Here is a 17180-nt window from a genome sequence, read left to right as displayed (position 1 = left end):
ATTATACCAATTGGTAAAAAAGGGGAGCAGCATCCATGACGAGAGATCTGATGATGAGCCGGCGCAATGTGCTTGCGTCGGGCTTGGCGCTAGGCGTGAGCGCTTTCGCGCCGGCCGTCCGCGCCAGCGCGCCGATAAAGGTGGCTGGTATCCACGCCTCCCCGGTCGAGAACGCCTGGAATTCGGTCTTGCATAAGGCACTGCAGGATGCGGCCGCCGAAGGCGTGATCGAATATGTCTTCTCCGAGGGCGTTTCGGGCACGGACTATCCCCGCGCTATGCGCGAATATGCCGAACAGGGCGCAAAACTCATCATCGGTGAAGCCTATGCCGTCGAGAAACAGGCCCGCGAAGTGGCCGTCGACTATCCGGAGACCTCCTTCGTCCTCGGTTCGAGCGGCAAGGAATCCGGCGACAACTTCGGCGTTTTCGGCACTTGGAACCATGACGGCGCCTATCTGGCCGGCATGCTCGCCGGCAAGATGACGAAGTCGAACGTCGTCGGCTCCGTCGGCGCCATGCCCATCCCCGAAGTCAACATGCTGATCAATGCCTTCGCCGCAGGCGTGAAGGCCGTCAATCCGAACGCCAAGCACCTTGTCACCTTCATTGGCACCTTCTTCGACCCCCCGAAGGCGCGTGAAGCCGGCCTCGCCCAGATTGACGCCGGCGCCGACATCCTCTTCGGCGAGCGCATCGGCACGGCTGACGCGGCCAAGGAACGCAACATCAAGTCCGTGGGCTCGCTGATCGACTACACGCCGCGCTATCCCGATACGGTCTTCGCCAATGCTCTGTGGGGCTTCCGCCCAATCCTCAGCGCCGCGATCGCCGACGTGGCCGCCGGCAAGCCGGTCGGCAAGGACTACACCGCCTTCGGCCTACTCAGGGAAGGCGGCAGTGACGTGGCCTATGTGAAGGGCGTAGCCCCGGCGGAGGCCGAATCGGCCATGGAAGCCAAACGTGCCGAGATCAAATCCGGCGCCTTCGAGGTTCCGCGCATCACGGACGAGCCGAAGTAACCGGCTTGACGATGGCCGGCGATGCAACCTCTCTGGCAAAGGCGATCCGAGAGGGCCGCCTCACCGCTGGCGAAGCCATGGAAGCATCCCTGGCTGCGGCCGGCCGGTGGGAAAAAATAGGTGCTATCGCCCATCTCGACCCAACGCTCGGACGGGCGGCGGCGGAACATGCCGACATCCGCCTGCGCCAGGCGCCTAGCGGCAGGCACATTGCGCCGTTTCTCGGTGTTCCGAGTCTCGCCAAGGACCTCGGCGGTCCCTTCGCCGGGCTTCCGGTTGCCGCCGGCTCGAACCTACTCGATCGCAGTCCTGCCGTGGCGGATGACAGCGCGCTGGCGGCCCGGTTTCGTGCCGCCGGTCTTTGCTTCTTCGGGCTGACCACGGTTCCGGAAATGGGCCTGGCGCTGGCAAGCGAGCCGGCGACAGGCCCCGTCTGCCGCAATCCCCTTGATGCCGCCCGAACGCCTGGCGGTTCCTCCGGCGGGGCCGCGGCCGCCGTTGCGGCCGGCATCGTGGCGATCGCCCATGCGACCGACGCCGGCGGATCGATTCGCGTGCCCGCGGCCTGCTGCGGCCTCTTCGGTCTTAAGGCCACTCGCGGTGCCATACCGGCGGGGCCGTCCTTCGGTAATCATCTCGGCGGCATTGCCAGCGAACTGGCGCTATGCCGCTCCGCCCGCGATCTTGCAGAAATCTTCGACGCCGCGGCCGGGCACGCCCGGGGACCGTTTGCCGATCCTTCGCTTGCGCCCGCCCCGTCCGGCCCCCTGCGTGTCGGCCTTCTCGCCGAGACCGGCGAGGACTACCCGACCGATCCGGCACGCAGCGAGGCCGTCGAAGCGGCTGCCCGCGTGCTTGAGGCGGAAGGCCACAGCGTCGTCTCGATGCATTGGCGCGCCTTTGCCGCAGCCGTCGGCGCGAGCGGCCAAGCGCTGCGTGACATCATCGCCGTCAACCTTGCCAGTTTCGTCGGCTCCGCTGGTCTCGATGCCGGGCGTGCCGAACGGCTGACGCAAGCTTTTGTCAGCCATGGATCGCGGCTCGAGGCGACCGCCCTTTGGGCCACGCTCGAGGCCGCCGTCCGTGCAAGCCATGCGATCTGGTGCCTCTTCGGCCAGGTGGACTGCATCTTGACTCCGATGCTTGCGTCGGCACCCCTGCCGATCGGCGCCTTCCCGTTCGACCACGACGACATCGACCTGCAGATCCGGCGCATGACGGCCTTTGCGCCGCTTGCCGCGCTCGCCAACATCACCGGTTTTCCGGCGCTCACGCTTCCCTTCGGCGTTGATCGCGATGGATTGCCGCTGCCGGTGCAGATCACGGCGCCGATGGGGGGCGATCGCCTCCTCCTCAGCCTTGCGGCACGTCTCGAAAGGCAAGGCCGCTGGCAGCATCGCTTTGCCGTCGCGGGACTTATGCAATGACCAACGCCGTTCTCGACATCTCGGGCGTCAGTAAGCGCTTCGGCGACAATCTGGCCAATGACGACATCTCGTTGAGCCTTGGAAGAGGTGAGATCGTCGCCCTCCTCGGGGAAAACGGCGCCGGCAAAACCACACTGATGAGCATCCTGTTCGGCCATTATGTGCCGGACAGTGGCAAAGTGCTGATCGACGGACAGGAATTGCCACCCGGCAAGCCGCGCGCTGCGATCCGCGCCGGCATCGGCATGGTTCACCAGCATTTCTCGCTCGCCGCCAACCTGACGGTGCTGGAAAACGTCATGGCCGGCACAGAACGCCTATGGCGCCTTCGATCCGACACGGACGCGGCGCGACAGAAGCTTGAGGGCATCAGCACGCGGTTCGGCCTGATCGTGGACCCGGACGCGCGCCTTGGCGACCTCTCGGTCGGCGAACAGCAACGCGTCGAGATCCTGAAGGCACTCTACAATGATGCGCGCATCCTGGTGCTCGACGAGCCGACGGCTGTACTGACCAATCTGGAGGCCGAGCGGCTTTTCCGCACGCTGAAGGGCATGGCGCGCGAGGGCCTTTCGTTGATCTTCATCTCGCACAAGCTCGACGAGGTCATGGCCGCCGCCGACAGGATCATCGTGTTACGCGGCGGCCGCAAGGTCGCCGAGCGTCTGGCGAAGGAGACGAACAAGGCCGAGCTTGCCGAACTGATGATCGGCCGCAAGGTCGCCCGGCCGGTGCGCGAGCCGTCGACGCCCGGGGATGTCGTGCTCAGGGTCACTGACGTCAGCGTCAGTATCGACGGAGTGGAGCGGTTGAAATCGATCAATTTCAGCCTACGCGCCGGCGAGATCCTCGGCGTCATCGGTGTATCCGGCAACGGCCAGGCGACACTGGCGCATCTGCTGTCAGGTACGGTCCGGCGCGACACGGGCGACCTCGTATTGTTCGGCGAGCCTGTCGGCGACCTGTCGGTGCAAGACGCAGTCCAGGCAGGGATCGGCCGCATTCCGGAAGACCGCAACAAGGAAGGTGTGATCGGCGAAATGGCCATATGGGAGAACGCGGTGCTCGAGCGCCTTCCATGGTTTTCGCGCCATGGTCTCGTCGACAGGTCGGCAGGCCAGGCATTCGCCCGCAAGATCATCGATGCCTTCGATGTGCGCGGAGGCAAGCCTTCGACGCGCACCCGCGTGCTTTCGGGCGGCAACATGCAGAAACTCATCCTCGGCCGCAATCTGATCGACCGCCCGCGCATCCTGCTGGCGGCGCAGCCGGCGCGAGGTCTCGACGAGGGGGCGGTCGCCGCGGTGCACGACCGCCTGCTCCAAGCAAGACGCGACGGGACCGCGGTGCTCCTGGTCTCCGAGGACCTGGAGGAAGTCATGGCGCTCGCCGACCGCATTCACGCCATCGTCAACGGCCGGCTTTCGCCTGCGGTCGCGGCGGACAAGGTCAACTCCACGAAACTCGGCCTGATGATGGCCGGCGAATGGAGCGAGGAGCACGAGATTTCCCATGCGCTTTGAACGACGCGAACATCGTTCGGTCGCACTGGTGATCGCGACGCCCGTCCTTGCCGTTCTCTGTGCGCTGGCTCTGTCGGGCGTCCTCATCGCCATTGCCGGCGCGCCCGTCATGGAAGCCTATTGGCGCATTCTCGTCGGCGCTTTCGGGTCACGGCTTTCGGCGACGGAGACCCTGACGCGCGCGAGTCCGCTCATTCTGACCGGCCTCGCCGCGGCCGTCGCGTTCCGGGCGCGGCTCTGGAACATCGGCGGTGAGGGTCAGTTTTATCTCGGTGCGATCGCGGTCGCCGCAGCCAGTTCGCATCTCCTCGGCGGCCTTGCCCCGGCCGTGCAGATTCCATTGCTCTTGGTCGTGGCTGCGGCGGCTGGCATTGTGTTGCTGCTCGTGCCGCTGTGGCTGCGGCTGCGTTTTTCCGTCGACGAAGTGGTGACCACGCTTCTCCTCAATTTCGTCGCAGTGCTCTTCGTCTCCATGCTGATCGACGGCGTGCTGAAGGACCCGATGGCTTTCGGCTGGCCGCAGTCCCAACCGGTCGCCGACGCCGCCATCCTGCCGAAGCTTCTCGCCCGATCCCGCCTGCATATCGGCCTTGTGATCGCGCTCGCACTCGCCGCCGCCGTCCACCTCCTGCAGTCGCGCACTGTATTCGGCATGCAGTCGCGTGCAGCCGGTCTCAATCCTACCGGGGCGGTCTTCGCGGGCGTACCGCTCGGCCGGACCCTGGTGAAGGTGGCCTGCATTTCGGGCGGGCTCGCCGGACTTGCTGGGGCTCTCGAGGTCATGGGCGTACAAGGCTACGTGACGAAGGATCTCTCGCCGGGCTACGGCTACTCCGGCATTGTCGTCGCCATGCTCGCCAATCTTCATCCGCTAGGCGTGGTGCTGGCAGCCCTCTTCACTGCGATCATGTTCGTGGGGGCCGACGGGATGAGCCGCAGCATGGGTATCCCCTCCTATATAGCCGATGTCACGGTGGCGCTGTCGCTTATCAGCATGCTGGTCGGTGTCTTCTTCACCCAGTACAGGATTCGCCGATGAACGTCGTGATCGACATCTTCGCTTCAGCAGGTCTCTGGGCTGCCGTCTTGCGCATCGCCACGCCGCTGATCCTCGGCACGCTTGGCGCGCTCTTGTGTGAGCGCTCGGGCGTCCTCAATCTCGGCATAGAGGGCATCATGACCTTCGGCGCGATGATCGGCTGGCTCGCCGTCTATAATGGCGCCGATCTGTGGACCGGCCTGCTGGTCGCGGCCCTCTCCGGCGGAGTCTTCGGCCTGCTGCATGCGGCGCTGACCGTCACGCTCGGTCTGTCTCAGCATGTTTCCGGCCTCGGCGTCACGCTTTTCGCTTCGAGCTTCAGCTATTACGTCTTCCGGCTGCTGGTGCCGGTGGCAGGCACGCCGCCCACGATCGATCCCTTCCAGCCGATTGTCGTGCCGGCGCTTTCCTCTCTCCCATTCATCGGTCCGGCGCTCTTCACGCAGACGCCGCCGACCTATGTGGCGATCATGCTCGCGCTGGTGCTCGGCTACGTGCTCTTCCGCACCCCGCTTGGGCTGGCAATCCGTATGGCGGGGGAAAATCCGCATGCCGCCGAGTCACAGGGGATCAACCCGATGACGATGCGCTACGGCGCCGTCATCGCCGGCAGCGCGCTAATGGGTGTCGCCGGCGCCTTCCTGACGCTCTCGGCCTTCAACAGCTTCTTCCCGACGATGGTGCAAGGACGCGGCTGGATCTGCATTGCGCTCGTCGTTTTCGCCTCCTGGCGGCCCGGACGCGCTCTGATCGGCGCGTTGCTGTTCGCCTTGTTCGACGGCTTTCAACTTCGACTACAGACGGTGCTGAACGGAGTTGTCCCGTACCAGATCTTCCTGATGATCCCCTATCTATTGTCGATCGCGGCGCTGGCACTGATGGCGCGGCGCGCCCGCGTCCCGCAGGCCCTGATGCAACCCTACCGGCGCGGCGAGCGCTGAGCGAAACCCGGAAAGCCTCACCCATGTTCGACCTGATCATCCGCAACGCGAATCTTCCGGACGGCCGCGAAAGCTTCGATATCGGCATCACCGGCGGCAAGATCGCAGCCATCGAGAAATCCATCGCCGCGACCCCCGGCGAGACGATCGACGCGACCGGCCGGCTCGTCAGCCCGCCCTTCTGCGATCCGCATTTCCATATGGACGCAACGCTATCGCTCGGCATGCCGCGGATGAACGTCTCTGGGACGCTGCTTGAGGGTATCGCGCTCTGGGGCGAGTTGCGCCCACTACTGACGAAGGAAGCCCTCATCGAACGGGCCCTGCGCTATTGCGACCTCGCCGTCACCCAGGGCCTTCTCTACATTCGCAGCCATGTGGACACCTCCGATCCGCGCTTGGTTACGGCCGAAGCGCTGCTCGAGGTCAAGGAAAAGGTCGCTCCCTACATCGAGCTGCAGCTCGTCGCCTTCCCCCAGGACGGCTATTACCGCGCGCCCGACGGCGTCGCCTCGCTCGAGCGTGCGCTCGACATGGGCGTCGGCATCGTCGGCGGCATTCCGCACTTCGAGCGGACAATGGAAGACGGCGCCCGCTCAGTCGAGGCGTTGTGCCGGATCGCCGCCGACCGTGGCGTGCCGGTCGACATGCACTGTGACGAAACCGACGATCCGATGTCGCGCCACATCGAAACGCTGGCGGCCCAGACGGTACGTTTCGGCCTCAAGGGGCGCGTGGCAGGTTCGCATCTCACCTCAATGCATTCCATGGATAATTACTACGTCTCGAAGCTCATCCCGCTAATGGCTGAGGCGGAGATCAATGTGATCCCCAATCCGCTGATCAACATCATGCTGCAGGGCCGGCATGACACCTATCCGAAACGCCGCGGCATGACGCGGGTTCGGGAGCTCATGGCGGCCGGCCTCAACGTCTCCTTCGGGCATGACTGCGTCATGGATCCTTGGTACTCGATGGGCTCGGGTGACATGCTGGAGGTCGCCCATATGGCAATCCATGTCGCGCAGATGGCCGGCGTCGAAGATAAGCGCAAGATCTTCGACGCGATCACCGTCAATTCAGCGAAGACCATGGGGCTCGCGGGCTACGGCCTCGACGTCGGCTGCAAGGCAGATCTCGTCGTGCTGCAGGCGGGCGACGTCACCGAGGCGTTGAGGCTGAAGCCGAACCGCCTGTTCGTCATGAAGGCGGGCAAGGTCATTGCCAGGACTGCGCCGCGCGTCGGGGAGCTCTTCCTCGCCGGGCGCCCCGCCTCGGTCGAGATGGCGCGCGATTATGTTCCCCAGGTGCAGCAGCGCTGACCGGAACCGATCCAGATAGTTCGCGAAGCCGTTGCGGACACCACCAAGCTTACCGACATCGGCTATGTGAATCGTAAGCATCCGGCGAACTTGAGCGGGATCGCCGTACACCTTGCCTCGCGTCTACTCGATTACGCCGGGCCAGGAGACGTCATCGTCTCCGGCACAGTGAAGGACTTCGTCGTCGGCTCCGGTGTCGCGTTCAAGGGCTGAAGCGATCCTGCGTGACGTCCCCGGAGTTGGGAGATTTGCGCCGCCACGGCGGCGGGGTAGACGCGACCCTCGCTTCGGCAGTGAGGATGCAAATGCCGGTTCTTCGCCCCTTTGCGAACGTCAAAGGTCGACCCCAGGCGGTCATTCGCGGCGCAGGCCCCGAATTTCCGGTGTTTCCCGATTAGTGGGCACTTCTTATTCCTCTCAGCAGGTCAGGATCGGAAACAGCCTTGGAGCCGTCGGAATACTGAACTTGCCCGAACGGTCCTTCAACCACAGTCGGAGGTGAATGCCGGATGGGGCGCCGTGGCAGTGGCGCAGGTCCTTTAATCCATTATGCGACGTGGCGATGCAGCGCCGGAGGGAGATTTCAGGAGGCTTGCGTTCGCCGGCCTGCGTCCTCTCCCCGGGCTGACGGAGACCGCTCTTCCGCCGCGAGCAACTGGCCTGCCATGCGTTTGGCCTGCCGCGCAGGCTCGGCGATGCGGGTCATCTGTGCGACGGCCATCGCGCCCTCGTGCAGCAGGTTGATCTCGGTCGCGATCCGCTTCGGCTCCGCAAACCGCGCCGCATGGGCGAGTTCCTCAAAATAGGCGATTACCAAGCGCTTGTGCATCACTGCAGCGCGGAACACGGCATTGACCGTGTCCTTATGCTCCCCCGCAGCGCTCACGAAGATGCAGCCGCGGAACTGCTTGTCGCGGACCGTAGTTTCGAGGAAATCGAACGTCACCAGAAGGCGCTCGACCGGATCGCTCGCATGCTGCTCGACGAAGGCACGCATAGCATTGCGGTCCTCCTCGTCGCGCCTTTCAAGCGCGGCCAGGATCAGGTCTTCCTTGGTTTCGAAGTGCCGGTAAAGCGTCGTCTTGGCCACCCCCGCCTCGGCGATGATCAGGTCGACACCCGTCGCGTGATAGCCGTGCTGGTTGAACAGCCGCAGTGCGGTTTCGAGCAGGTGGTCCCGGATTTCCGAACGGCGCATTATCGTCCTTGCAATACGTCACAGATCTGTATCATTGCTTAGCGGTCACGGGAGGCAAATACAAGGGCTTTCTGCGGCGTTCCCTGCAGCGAGCACCTCCTCCGGCTCACCGCAACCCCGAGGAACAAGAGTTCCCCAAGGAACAAGGCCGGGATCCTTTCAGAACTCGCCCTTGCAAAACGAAACAGATCGGTATACTTTTTCCGTCATTCGATACTGATCGGTATCGTTTAATCCGCATCAGCCGGGCGGATCGCCCACCGCGGACAACCCAAGGAGAAGACAATGCCTCATGTTCCTAACCGCAGCGCCGCGTCCCATCCGCGCGCGCAGGCTCGCGCCGTTTCCCTCGATCTGGCCGAGCACCACGGCCGGACCGTCAGTGCGGCTGGGCTCTATATATCGCTGGTCGTGATCTATGGCTGGTTCGGCGGTATGAAGTTCACCGCTTATGAAGCGGAAGGGCTGATCGGCCTGGTCGGCAACAGTCCGTTGTTGAGCTGGACCTATTCGCTCTTCAGCGTAAGGGACTTCTCAAGCCTTCTCGGCTTCCTCGAACTCGGCATCGGCGCCCTGATCGCGGCACGGCTCGTCAACCCGGTTTACTCGCTCGTCGGCGGTTTGCTCTCGGCCGGGCTGTTCGCGACCACGCTCAGCTTCATGGTGACGACCCCGGGAGTTACCGTGCCGGAGCTCGGCTTTCCGGCGATTTCGGTCGCTGCCGGTCAGTTCCTGCTCAAGGACATCGGCCTGCTCGCCCTCTCCCTCTGGATTGCCGTCGACTCGCTTGCGGCGCTCCGCTCAACCAAGGCCTGACCAAAAAGAGGGCGACGCCCCGCCTCCGCCCGCATATTGCAGTGAAAGAAACCACCATTCCCAGATCGGCCTTGCCGGTCGGTTCAACGAAAGGAACGTCCCATGTATTTGACCTATGTTCTGTCTAAGATCCGCGCCCATCAGCGCTATCGCCGGACCCTTCGCGCGTTCACGCAATTGAACGATCACTTGCTTGAGGATGTCGGCATTACCCGCAACGAAATCGAGGTAGTCGCGCGCCGGCAATACGACCAATGAACCCCGAGACTGCGTCACGGCTGATCCCGGACCGTTGCGCAGAAGGAGATCACCTCATGAACACGCATCACGCCAGGGTCCTGATCATCGGGGCCGGACCGGCCGGCTATACCGCCGCCATCTACGCTGCCCGGGCCAACCTGAAACCGCTCCTTGTGACCGGACTGCAGGCGGGCGGCCAGCTCACCATCACGACGGATGTCGAGAACTACCCCGGCTTTGCCGAACCCGTTCAAGGCCCGTGGCTCATGGAGCAGATGCGGCAGCAGGCGGAGAATGTCGGCACCGAGGTGGTGTACGATATCATCACCTCCGTCGATCTCTCCGAGCGCCCGTTCCGTCTCAAGGGCGACTCCGGCGACACGTACATCGCCGATGCACTCATCATCGCGACGGGAGCCCAGGCCCGCTGGCTTGGTCTTCCCTCTGAGAAGACATTCAATGGTTTCGGCGTCTCGGCTTGCGCGACCTGTGACGGCTTTTTCTACCGAAACAAGGAAGTGGTCGTTGTCGGCGGCGGTAACACAGCCGTGCAGGAAGCGCTCTACCTGTCGAACCTTGCCTCCAAGGTCACGGTCGTTCATCGCCGCGATGATTTCCGCGCGGAGTCGATCCTACAGGACCGTCTCCTAGCGAAGCCGAATGTCGAAGTCGTCTGGAACCACGTCATCGACGAGGTCATTGGCGAGCACGAGCCGAGGAAGTCGGTGACCGGCGTTCGGATCCGCAACGTGAAGACGGGCGACGTGACGGAGCTGTCCACGCACGGCCTTTTCGTCGCGATCGGACACGATCCTGCAACCGCGTTGTTTCGCGGCCAGCTCGACATGGATGCGGACGGCTACATCAAGGTCGGCTCGTGGTCGACGAAAACAACCGTCCCCGGGGTGCTGGCCGCCGGCGATGTCATCGACCCGATATTCCGTCAGGCGATCAGCGCCGCCGGCATGGGTTGCATGGCGGCCCTTGAAGCCGAGAAGTTTCTGGCCGAGCAGTCGCCAGATCCAGTCGGGATCGAGGCGCGTGAAAGGGAGATGGTTGGAGCCTAAGGTCGGCGACGAGAGGAGACTCCGGCCGCAGTGCTCGATGGTGTTGGATCGCCCCTGCTCCTACATAGCGATACAGTTTGCGGGCATCCGAACACATTCAAGATACGAGCATGCGTCAGTCTCGCCCAACGGTTCGGACCGAGAGCGAGCCGTGAGACCGAGGCATGAACTGGGATCGTTCGCTCACAGTCTGAAAGAGAGCATCCCGCGACATGGCTATTCGGTCTTTCGCTTGCCGGACTCATGTTGATGTCCGGCATGAGATGGATCTCTCTGAACCAAAGGAACGATTGAAATGATCCTGCTCATCAAGACCCTTGCCGCCGCCACCGCCGCTACTGTGCTCGCAACCGGCGCATTCGCCCAGAGCGCGCGGGAGATCCGCGGCCCTTCACCCTATGTCGCCGTCGAGAACGAGCCCGCGCCTAAGCTGATCGTCGACCCCCCGCTTCCCGAAGGGATTGCCCAGGGTGTCTACTGGGCCCAGTACCGGGTGGAGAACCTGCGCATCGTACCGGTGTTCGGAGCCGGCGCCGTCGACGTGTCTCCACGCATCGGGCATCTCCACGTTATCGTCGATGACCTGCCGTGGTGGTGGGCAGACGCGAGCGACAACAACACCGTCGATATAGCCAATTTCCCGCCCGGCCCGCACAAGGTGAATATCCGGTTGGTCGACGCCAATCACAACGTGATCCCCGGGCAGGAGGTGACGCATACGTTCACCGTCCCCGACACGGCGGCTCCTCACACGCACTGAGGATCGCTCTCCGACGCGCTGCCGCGCAGTTGACAACTGCGCGGCCCTGAACGTGACGGCCAACGGCACGTTGGCCGTCCTGGGCCAAAGTGAGGTTATCATGCACGAGAACGAAGTATTCGTTAGAACAGCCTCTGAGCCGGAAGCGGAAGGGCTCACCGGGCTTGGCATCGTCGCGGCGGCTGCTGCCATTCGTGATGGCGACATCTCGTCGGAGTCCTATACGGCCGCGCTCCTCCAGCGCGCCCGGACGCACTCCGATCTAAATGCGTTCATCACGATAGATGAGGGCGCTGTGCTGGCGGCGGCCAGAAATGCGGACAAGGCCCGCGCCGCTGGTTCCACTGCTCCCCTTCTCGGCGTTCCGTTGGCGGTCAAGGACAGCTATCTGACTCAAGGACTGCGAACGACGCTTGGGGTGCGGAATCTGGAAGGTTTCGTGCCGGAAAAGAACGCCGAGGTCGTTGGCGCGATCAAGGATGCTGGCGGCATCATCTTTGGCAAAAATAACCTCGTTGAGATGTCCTACGGCTTGACCGGCAACAACAGCCCCTATGGTCAGGTGAAAAATCCGCATAACCGCAATCATGTCTCTGGGGGTTCCTCCAGCGGGGCTGGCGCGTCCGTGGCGGCTCGAATCGTGCCCGCGGCCCTAGGGGGCGATACGGTAGGTTCGATCCGAGTGCCTGCGTCGCTGTGTGGCGTGGTCGGCTTCAAGCCGACGACGGGGCGGTGGCCAGGTAATGGGGTTGCCCCGATCTCTCATACCCTCGATACAACAGGCGTGCTTGCGAGCAACGTCGAAGACTGCGCCCTGATCGATCAAATCGTCACGAAGGCTGAAGCGACCGCACGCTCCGATCGGTCTGACCTCAAGGGTGTCAGGTTAGCCTATGCGCCTCCGCAATATCTTGATCTGGTTGAGCCTGACATCGAGGCGCATTTCAACGACACGGTTCGGCGGCTACGCGAGGCTGGTGCCGAGATTGTCTCGATAGATCTTGGAGAAGACTTCGCCTCGATCACCGAAGGGGCAACGTGGAACATCTTTTTCCATGAGACGATGGAAGCGATCTCTGGATTTCTTCATCGCAACGGCGTTCCTACTTCATTCGACGCGATCTATAACGGTTTGAAACCCGGTCTTAGAGAAGCTTGGGGGCACGTAGTCCTGCCGAGCGGACCCGGATATTCTCGCGAGACATATGAGGCAGCGCTATCGCTCGATCGACCGGAAATTCAGCGCCGATTCAGCGAAGCCTTTACTCGCAGCGGGGCTGTTGCACTTCTCTTTCCAACGACTCCCTGCACGGCACCATTGATCGAGCAGCAGTCGAAGTTCGCAATCGCGGATCAGGAGGTCAGCGATCTGGTTCTGGCAAAGAACACCATCGCTGCGAGCCTAGCCGATTTGCCAGGTATAAGCATTCCTACGGGCCTGTCTAAAAACGGGCTTCCGATGGGGCTTGAGATTGACGGTGCGCACGGGCGTGACAGTAGCCTCCTCGAACTCGCACGTCGTGTGGAAGCGACCGTCGGGACGACGACATCACCCGTCTGAACGATCGGCGCTACTCGATCAAGATCTAAACAACGGAGACAGGCAATGACCTACAAGAAGACCGACGAAGCGGTCAGGAAGCTGACCCCCGAGCAGTTTCGGGTAACCCAGCAGAATGGCACCGAGCGCCCCTTCACGGGGGAGTATAATGACAACAAAAGGCCGGGGATCTATGTCGATATCGTTTCCGGCGAACCGCTCTTCGCCTCGGCCGACAAGTTCGATTCCGGCTGCGGGTGGCCGAGTTTCACCAAGCCGATCGTACCGGCAAACGTCAGCGAACTCAGGGACGACTCCTATGGTATGATCCGCACCGAGGTGCGCTCTGCACACGGCGACAGTCACCTCGGCCACGTATTTCCGGATGGTCCCCGGGACCGGGGAGGCTTGCGTTACTGCATCAATTCCGCCGCACTGCGCTTCATTCCGCATGAGGAAATGGAGGCCGAGGGCTACGGCGCCTATATCAACCAGGTAGAGGATATCTGAATGACCGAGAGAGCTGTTTTGGCCGGTGGCTGCTTCTGGGGGATGCAGGACTTGATCCGCAAGCTCCCCGGCGTCATCGCGACCCGCGTGGGCTACACCGGCGGCGACGTACCGAATGCGACCTACCGCAATCACGGTACCCACGCCGAGGGTATCGAAATCATCTTCGATCCCGAGAAGATCAGCTACAGGCGGATTCTGGAGTTCTTCTTCCAGATCCACGATCCGACCACGAAGAACCGACAGGGCAATGACATCGGCACCTCCTACCGCTCGGCGATCTACTATGTCGACGACGAGCAGAAGCGAATAGCAGAGGACACCATCGCGGACGTCGAGGCGTCGGGCCTTTGGCCGGGCAAGGTCGTGACCGAAGTCGAGCCAGTGGGAGACTTCTGGGAGGCGGAGCCGGAGCACCAGGATTACCTGCAGAACTACCCCAGCGGCTACACCTGCCACTTCCCGCGCCCCAACTGGGTGCTGCCCCGGCGCGCGGCGGCCGAATAGCCGGCCAGCGCTAATCTCTGGCCGCGGCGTCTGTCCTCGCGTTCATGCCTGCTCATCGAGGCGTGCAGCCAGGGAAGCGCGTTCAGACTGAACGCACTTCTCTACGCAGAGGACCGCATATCAATCAACCTTTTGCTGGATTGCCGCGGCGGCGACGCCGCGGCGTGCGCGCCGCCAACCATTCTTTTACGCGGTCCGCATGATCCTTGGGTGCCTTCGCCGCTGCGCGTCCGGCGATGCTTGCCAGCGTGTGACCGGCCAGCACTTCTCTTGTCCGCTTCTCAGCCTCGATCATGACCGCGTGAATGGAGCAGACGCCGTCCATCGCCCAGGCGGGCGTGCGGTCTGCGAAAAGCGTGCACTGAGCACGGATTTCCTTGCATTCGAACAGCGCTTTACGCCCATCGACGGCCTCGATGACATCGAGTGCGGTGATGTCTGTCGCAGGACGCGCGAGCGCAAAGCCGCCGCCAATTCCCTCACGGGCGACGACGATGCCCGCTTTCTGGAGTTTGGTGAAAAGCTTCGCAACAAATTCGGCAGGGACCTTTTGCAACTCGGCAAGATCGCGCGCGCTTGCCGGCTGGCCCAACTCCTCCGCATCGATGAGGTAAAGGAGACAGTGAAGAGCGTATTCAACGCCTGCGCTTACATGCGCCATGGAATCACCGCTTAAACAACGACAAATGTAGTCGTAGATACTATTGGTGATCCGTTTGTGCAATGCCTGCCCCGTCTCCCTCCTGTTGACAAAGCGTCTCCAGAAGCGGCCGGAATTGTCGTTGCGCATTAACTCCGATTACATTAGTCGTAGTTAGTGCGACGCCATGAAGATCGTCGCGGAACCCGTCTCCGCTCCGGAGACAGCTAACTGAACGGCAACCGTCTGACCGGCTGGACGTCGTCCCGCCGAAAGCGAAGCCTTGTCTTAGAGGAACCGAAATGAGCGAACGAATTCTGATCATCGGCGCCGGCTTTGCCGGAATGTGGTCGGCACTTGGTGCCATGCGGCTGCTTGACCAGCAGGGAAAGGCGGATGGATCTGTCGAGGTTGCGGTAATCGCCCCGCAGCCCGAACTGCACATCCGCCCACGCCTTTACGAGAAAAACGCGTCCATGATGAAGGCACCCTTGTCGGAGATATTCGCCAATGCAGGCGTGCGCTTCATCAAAGGCTATGCGACGGCTGTCTCAACGGCAAAGAATTCCGTGAGCTACTCGGACGACGAGGGCCGCGAGACGACAATAAGCTATAGCAAGCTTGTTCTGGCGACTGGCAGCGTGTTGTTCCGTCCCGACATCCCGGGGCTGGCCCACGCCTTCAATGTAGACCAGCTTGCCGACGCCGCGGTGCTCGAGGAACATATTTCTGAACTACGGCGCCTTCCGGAAAGCCGTTCCCGCAACACGGTGGTCGTCGCCGGCGGCGGTTTCACCGGGATCGAGACGGCCGCAGAGATGCCGCATCGTCTTCGTGCCGCACTCGGAAAGGACGCCGACGTCCGCGTCGTCGTCGTCGAGCGTAACGATGCGATTGGACCGGATCTCGGACCAGGCCCTCGCCCGGTCATCGAGCAGGCGTTCGCGGAACTCGGGGTGGAGACCCGTCTCGGCGAAGGGATTATCGCCATTGACCCCGAGGGCGTGACGCTGGCGTCCGGCGAACGGATCGACGCGGCCACCGTGGTCTGGACGGCAGGCGCCCGCGCCAACCCCATAACGAAGCAGATCGACGCGGAAAAAGATGCTTTCGGACGTCTCCATGTCGATCGGAACCTTAAGGTCATCGGTCACTCGAACGTCTATGCGACCGGTGATGTTGCCTATGCCGCGACGGATGATGACGGCAACCGCACCATGATGAGCTGCCAGCACGCCCAGAATCTCGGGCGCTCCGCTGGACACAACGTCGCGGCGGATTTGCTCGGGGTGGATCCGATACCCTACAGCCAGGAGAAGTACGTCACGTGCCTCGATCTGGGTCCATGGGGCGCAGTTTATACCGAAGGATGGGACCGCCAGATAAAGCTTTCCGGTGCCGAAGCAAAAAGGCTGAAAACCAGGATCAACACCGAATGGATCTATCCGCCGAGTGCCGAACGGGCCGCGGCTCTTGCGGCTGCAGACCCTTTGCGCATCGTCGTCGCCTGATCCTGCGTGGGCATGAAGAAGCCAACGATCGTTCGAGGCAGCCAATGCACTCATCCTTCTGCACTGCACTGGCTGCCGCAAGCGAGCCCGTCCGAACTCCTCCTTCCGAGAGGATACGGGCTCGCTTTCCCACAGGGACGTCATAAAAGGAGAAGTGTCGTCATGAATTCACGATTCATCATAGGCGCGACCTGCGCCGCCATCGTCACCGCCATGCCTGCCGCAGCGCATGAGCCCGCCGAAGTTGTCACGCCACATTTCGAAAAGACCATACCCAACATACCGGACAAGACGCTGAAGGCCGTAATCGTCGACTATCCGCCGGGCGGGGCTTCGGTACCGCACGCGCACGCGGACTCGTCGTTCATCTTCGCCTATGTCCTCTCTGGAGAAATCGAGTCGAAGGTGAATGACGGTCCGGGGCAGGTCTACCGCGCCGGCGAGAGCTGGCACGAACCGCCGGCCTCCAAGCATCTCGTCAGCCGTAATGCGAGCAAGGCCAAGCCCGCAAAGCTCCTCGCCGTATTCGTCCTCGATAGCGACGAAAAGGCACTGACCACCCCCATTGAGTAAAACCGCCCTTCAAGGAACAAACAAATGAGCAAGCGTCTCGACTACAACCAGATCGCGCCGGCCGGCGTCAAAGCCCTCGGCGGGGTCTACGGCTACATCATGCAGAGCGGCCTACCTTCGGAGTTGGTCGAACTTGTCTATCTTCGTATCTCGCAGATCAACAACTGCGCCTACTGCCTCGACATGCACACCCGCGACCTGCTGAAGAAAGGGCAACAGATCGAGAAGATCGCGCTGGCGCAGGCGTGGAGGGAGGCCGGCAATCTCTTCGACGAGCGCGAGCGAGCCGCCCTTGCCTGGGCCGAATCGGTGACGCGCGTCGCCGAGACTGGCGTTCCCGATGAAGCCTATGAGGTAGCGCGCGCAGTCTTCGACGAGCGCGAACTCGTCGATCTGACGATCGCGATCGGCCTGATGAACGCCTACAACCGAATGGCGATCAGTTTCCGAAATACGCCACAAGCTGCGCTCGAAAAATAAAAGGCAGCAACTCTTTGCGGACGCGCGGTCGTCGCGCGTCCGCAGGCTGGCCAGCAGCCGCCGA

The 17180-nt window shown here is 62.6% G+C and carries 19 protein-coding genes; 17 read left to right on the top strand and 2 right to left on the bottom strand.

Going from position 1 to position 17180, the window contains the following annotated elements:
* Window positions 1–35 precede the first annotated feature (35 nt).
* The 7 genes from EKH55_RS22800 (at window position 36) to EKH55_RS29495 (ending at window position 7487) form a co-directional block, all read left to right on the top strand.
* Window positions 36–1022 carry a BMP family protein gene (locus EKH55_RS22800; protein ID WP_069461287.1) on the top strand — a complete coding sequence of 329 codons (987 nt, stop codon included), beginning with the start codon at window positions 36–38 and terminating at the stop codon, window positions 1020–1022.
* A gap of 11 nt (window positions 1023–1033) precedes the next feature.
* Window positions 1034–2449, top strand: coding sequence for an amidase (locus tag EKH55_RS22795; RefSeq protein ID WP_151613265.1), 1416 nt, complete (start codon window positions 1034–1036; stop codon window positions 2447–2449).
* Window positions 2446–3972 (top strand): ABC transporter ATP-binding protein, encoded by a 1527-nt coding sequence (locus tag EKH55_RS22790; protein ID WP_151613264.1) that lies wholly within the window; start codon window positions 2446–2448, stop codon window positions 3970–3972. Before EKH55_RS22795 ends, EKH55_RS22790 begins: the two co-directional genes overlap by 4 nt.
* Entirely contained in the window at window positions 3962–5011 is a 1050-nt protein-coding gene (locus tag EKH55_RS22785) for an ABC transporter permease (RefSeq protein WP_069461290.1), read from the top strand. The genes EKH55_RS22790 and EKH55_RS22785 overlap by 11 nt, the downstream gene beginning before the upstream one ends.
* Window positions 5008–5952: an ABC transporter permease gene (locus EKH55_RS22780; RefSeq protein ID WP_069461291.1), complete on the top strand. Its 945-nt coding sequence runs from the start codon at window positions 5008–5010 to the stop codon at window positions 5950–5952. Before EKH55_RS22785 ends, EKH55_RS22780 begins: the two co-directional genes overlap by 4 nt.
* A gap of 23 nt (window positions 5953–5975) precedes the next feature.
* Entirely contained in the window at window positions 5976–7274 is a 1299-nt protein-coding gene (locus tag EKH55_RS22775; protein WP_151613263.1) for an amidohydrolase family protein, read from the top strand.
* A gap of 66 nt (window positions 7275–7340) precedes the next feature.
* Window positions 7341–7487 (top strand): hypothetical protein, encoded by a 147-nt coding sequence (locus EKH55_RS29495; RefSeq protein WP_192803893.1) that lies wholly within the window; start codon window positions 7341–7343, stop codon window positions 7485–7487.
* Window positions 7488–7857: 370 nt separating this feature from the next.
* On the opposite strand, the gene EKH55_RS22770 is transcribed toward EKH55_RS29495, so the two are convergent.
* Window positions 7858–8472: a TetR/AcrR family transcriptional regulator gene (locus EKH55_RS22770; RefSeq protein ID WP_069461293.1), complete on the bottom strand. Its 615-nt coding sequence runs from the start codon at window positions 8470–8472 to the stop codon at window positions 7858–7860.
* Window positions 8473–8757: 285 nt separating this feature from the next.
* Here EKH55_RS22770 and EKH55_RS22765 point away from each other — a divergent pair, with 285 nt between their 5' ends.
* The 7 genes from EKH55_RS22765 (at window position 8758) to msrA (ending at window position 13912) form a co-directional block, all read left to right on the top strand.
* On the top strand, window positions 8758–9288 hold the full coding sequence (locus EKH55_RS22765; protein WP_151613262.1) for a YkgB family protein: 531 nt from the start codon (window positions 8758–8760) through the stop codon (window positions 9286–9288).
* 102 nt (window positions 9289–9390) lie between these two features.
* Window positions 9391–9546, top strand: a complete 156-nt coding sequence (locus tag EKH55_RS22760) for a DUF1127 domain-containing protein (RefSeq protein WP_151613261.1) — start codon at window positions 9391–9393, stop codon at window positions 9544–9546.
* 56 nt (window positions 9547–9602) lie between these two features.
* Window positions 9603–10595, top strand: a complete 993-nt coding sequence (gene trxB, locus EKH55_RS22755) for a thioredoxin-disulfide reductase (protein ID WP_151613260.1) — start codon at window positions 9603–9605, stop codon at window positions 10593–10595.
* Between the two features lie 295 nt (window positions 10596–10890).
* Window positions 10891–11355 carry a DUF6130 family protein gene (locus tag EKH55_RS22750; RefSeq protein WP_151613259.1) on the top strand — a complete coding sequence of 155 codons (465 nt, stop codon included), beginning with the start codon at window positions 10891–10893 and terminating at the stop codon, window positions 11353–11355.
* Window positions 11356–11455: 100 nt separating this feature from the next.
* Window positions 11456–12916, top strand: a complete 1461-nt coding sequence (locus tag EKH55_RS22745; protein WP_151613258.1) for an amidase family protein — start codon at window positions 11456–11458, stop codon at window positions 12914–12916.
* A 45-nt stretch (window positions 12917–12961) separates the two neighbouring features.
* On the top strand, window positions 12962–13405 hold the full coding sequence (gene msrB / locus EKH55_RS22740; RefSeq protein ID WP_151613257.1) for a peptide-methionine (R)-S-oxide reductase MsrB: 444 nt from the start codon (window positions 12962–12964) through the stop codon (window positions 13403–13405).
* On the top strand, window positions 13406–13912 hold the full coding sequence (msrA, locus tag EKH55_RS22735; protein ID WP_151613256.1) for a peptide-methionine (S)-S-oxide reductase MsrA: 507 nt from the start codon (window positions 13406–13408) through the stop codon (window positions 13910–13912). It begins immediately after the preceding gene.
* A gap of 124 nt (window positions 13913–14036) precedes the next feature.
* On the opposite strand, the gene EKH55_RS22730 is transcribed toward msrA, so the two are convergent.
* The gene (locus EKH55_RS22730; RefSeq protein ID WP_151613918.1) at window positions 14037–14573 is read right to left on the bottom strand and encodes an RrF2 family transcriptional regulator; all 537 of its coding nucleotides are present in this window, start codon (window positions 14571–14573) and stop codon (window positions 14037–14039) included.
* Window positions 14574–14854: 281 nt separating this feature from the next.
* Here EKH55_RS22730 and EKH55_RS22725 point away from each other — a divergent pair, with 281 nt between their 5' ends.
* The 3 genes from EKH55_RS22725 (at window position 14855) to EKH55_RS22715 (ending at window position 17116) form a co-directional block, all read left to right on the top strand.
* Window positions 14855–16063, top strand: a complete 1209-nt coding sequence (locus EKH55_RS22725; protein ID WP_151613255.1) for an NAD(P)/FAD-dependent oxidoreductase — start codon at window positions 14855–14857, stop codon at window positions 16061–16063.
* A gap of 162 nt (window positions 16064–16225) precedes the next feature.
* Window positions 16226–16636, top strand: a complete 411-nt coding sequence (locus EKH55_RS22720) for a cupin domain-containing protein (RefSeq protein WP_151613254.1) — start codon at window positions 16226–16228, stop codon at window positions 16634–16636.
* 24 nt (window positions 16637–16660) lie between these two features.
* Entirely contained in the window at window positions 16661–17116 is a 456-nt protein-coding gene (locus tag EKH55_RS22715; protein WP_151613253.1) for a carboxymuconolactone decarboxylase family protein, read from the top strand.
* Window positions 17117–17180 lie beyond the last annotated feature (64 nt).

The sequence above is a fragment of the Sinorhizobium alkalisoli genome, assembly GCF_008932245.1.
GTDB classification, from domain to species: domain Bacteria; phylum Pseudomonadota; class Alphaproteobacteria; order Rhizobiales; family Rhizobiaceae; genus Sinorhizobium; species Sinorhizobium alkalisoli.
This window is presented reverse-complemented; position numbering and strand designations above follow the sequence as displayed.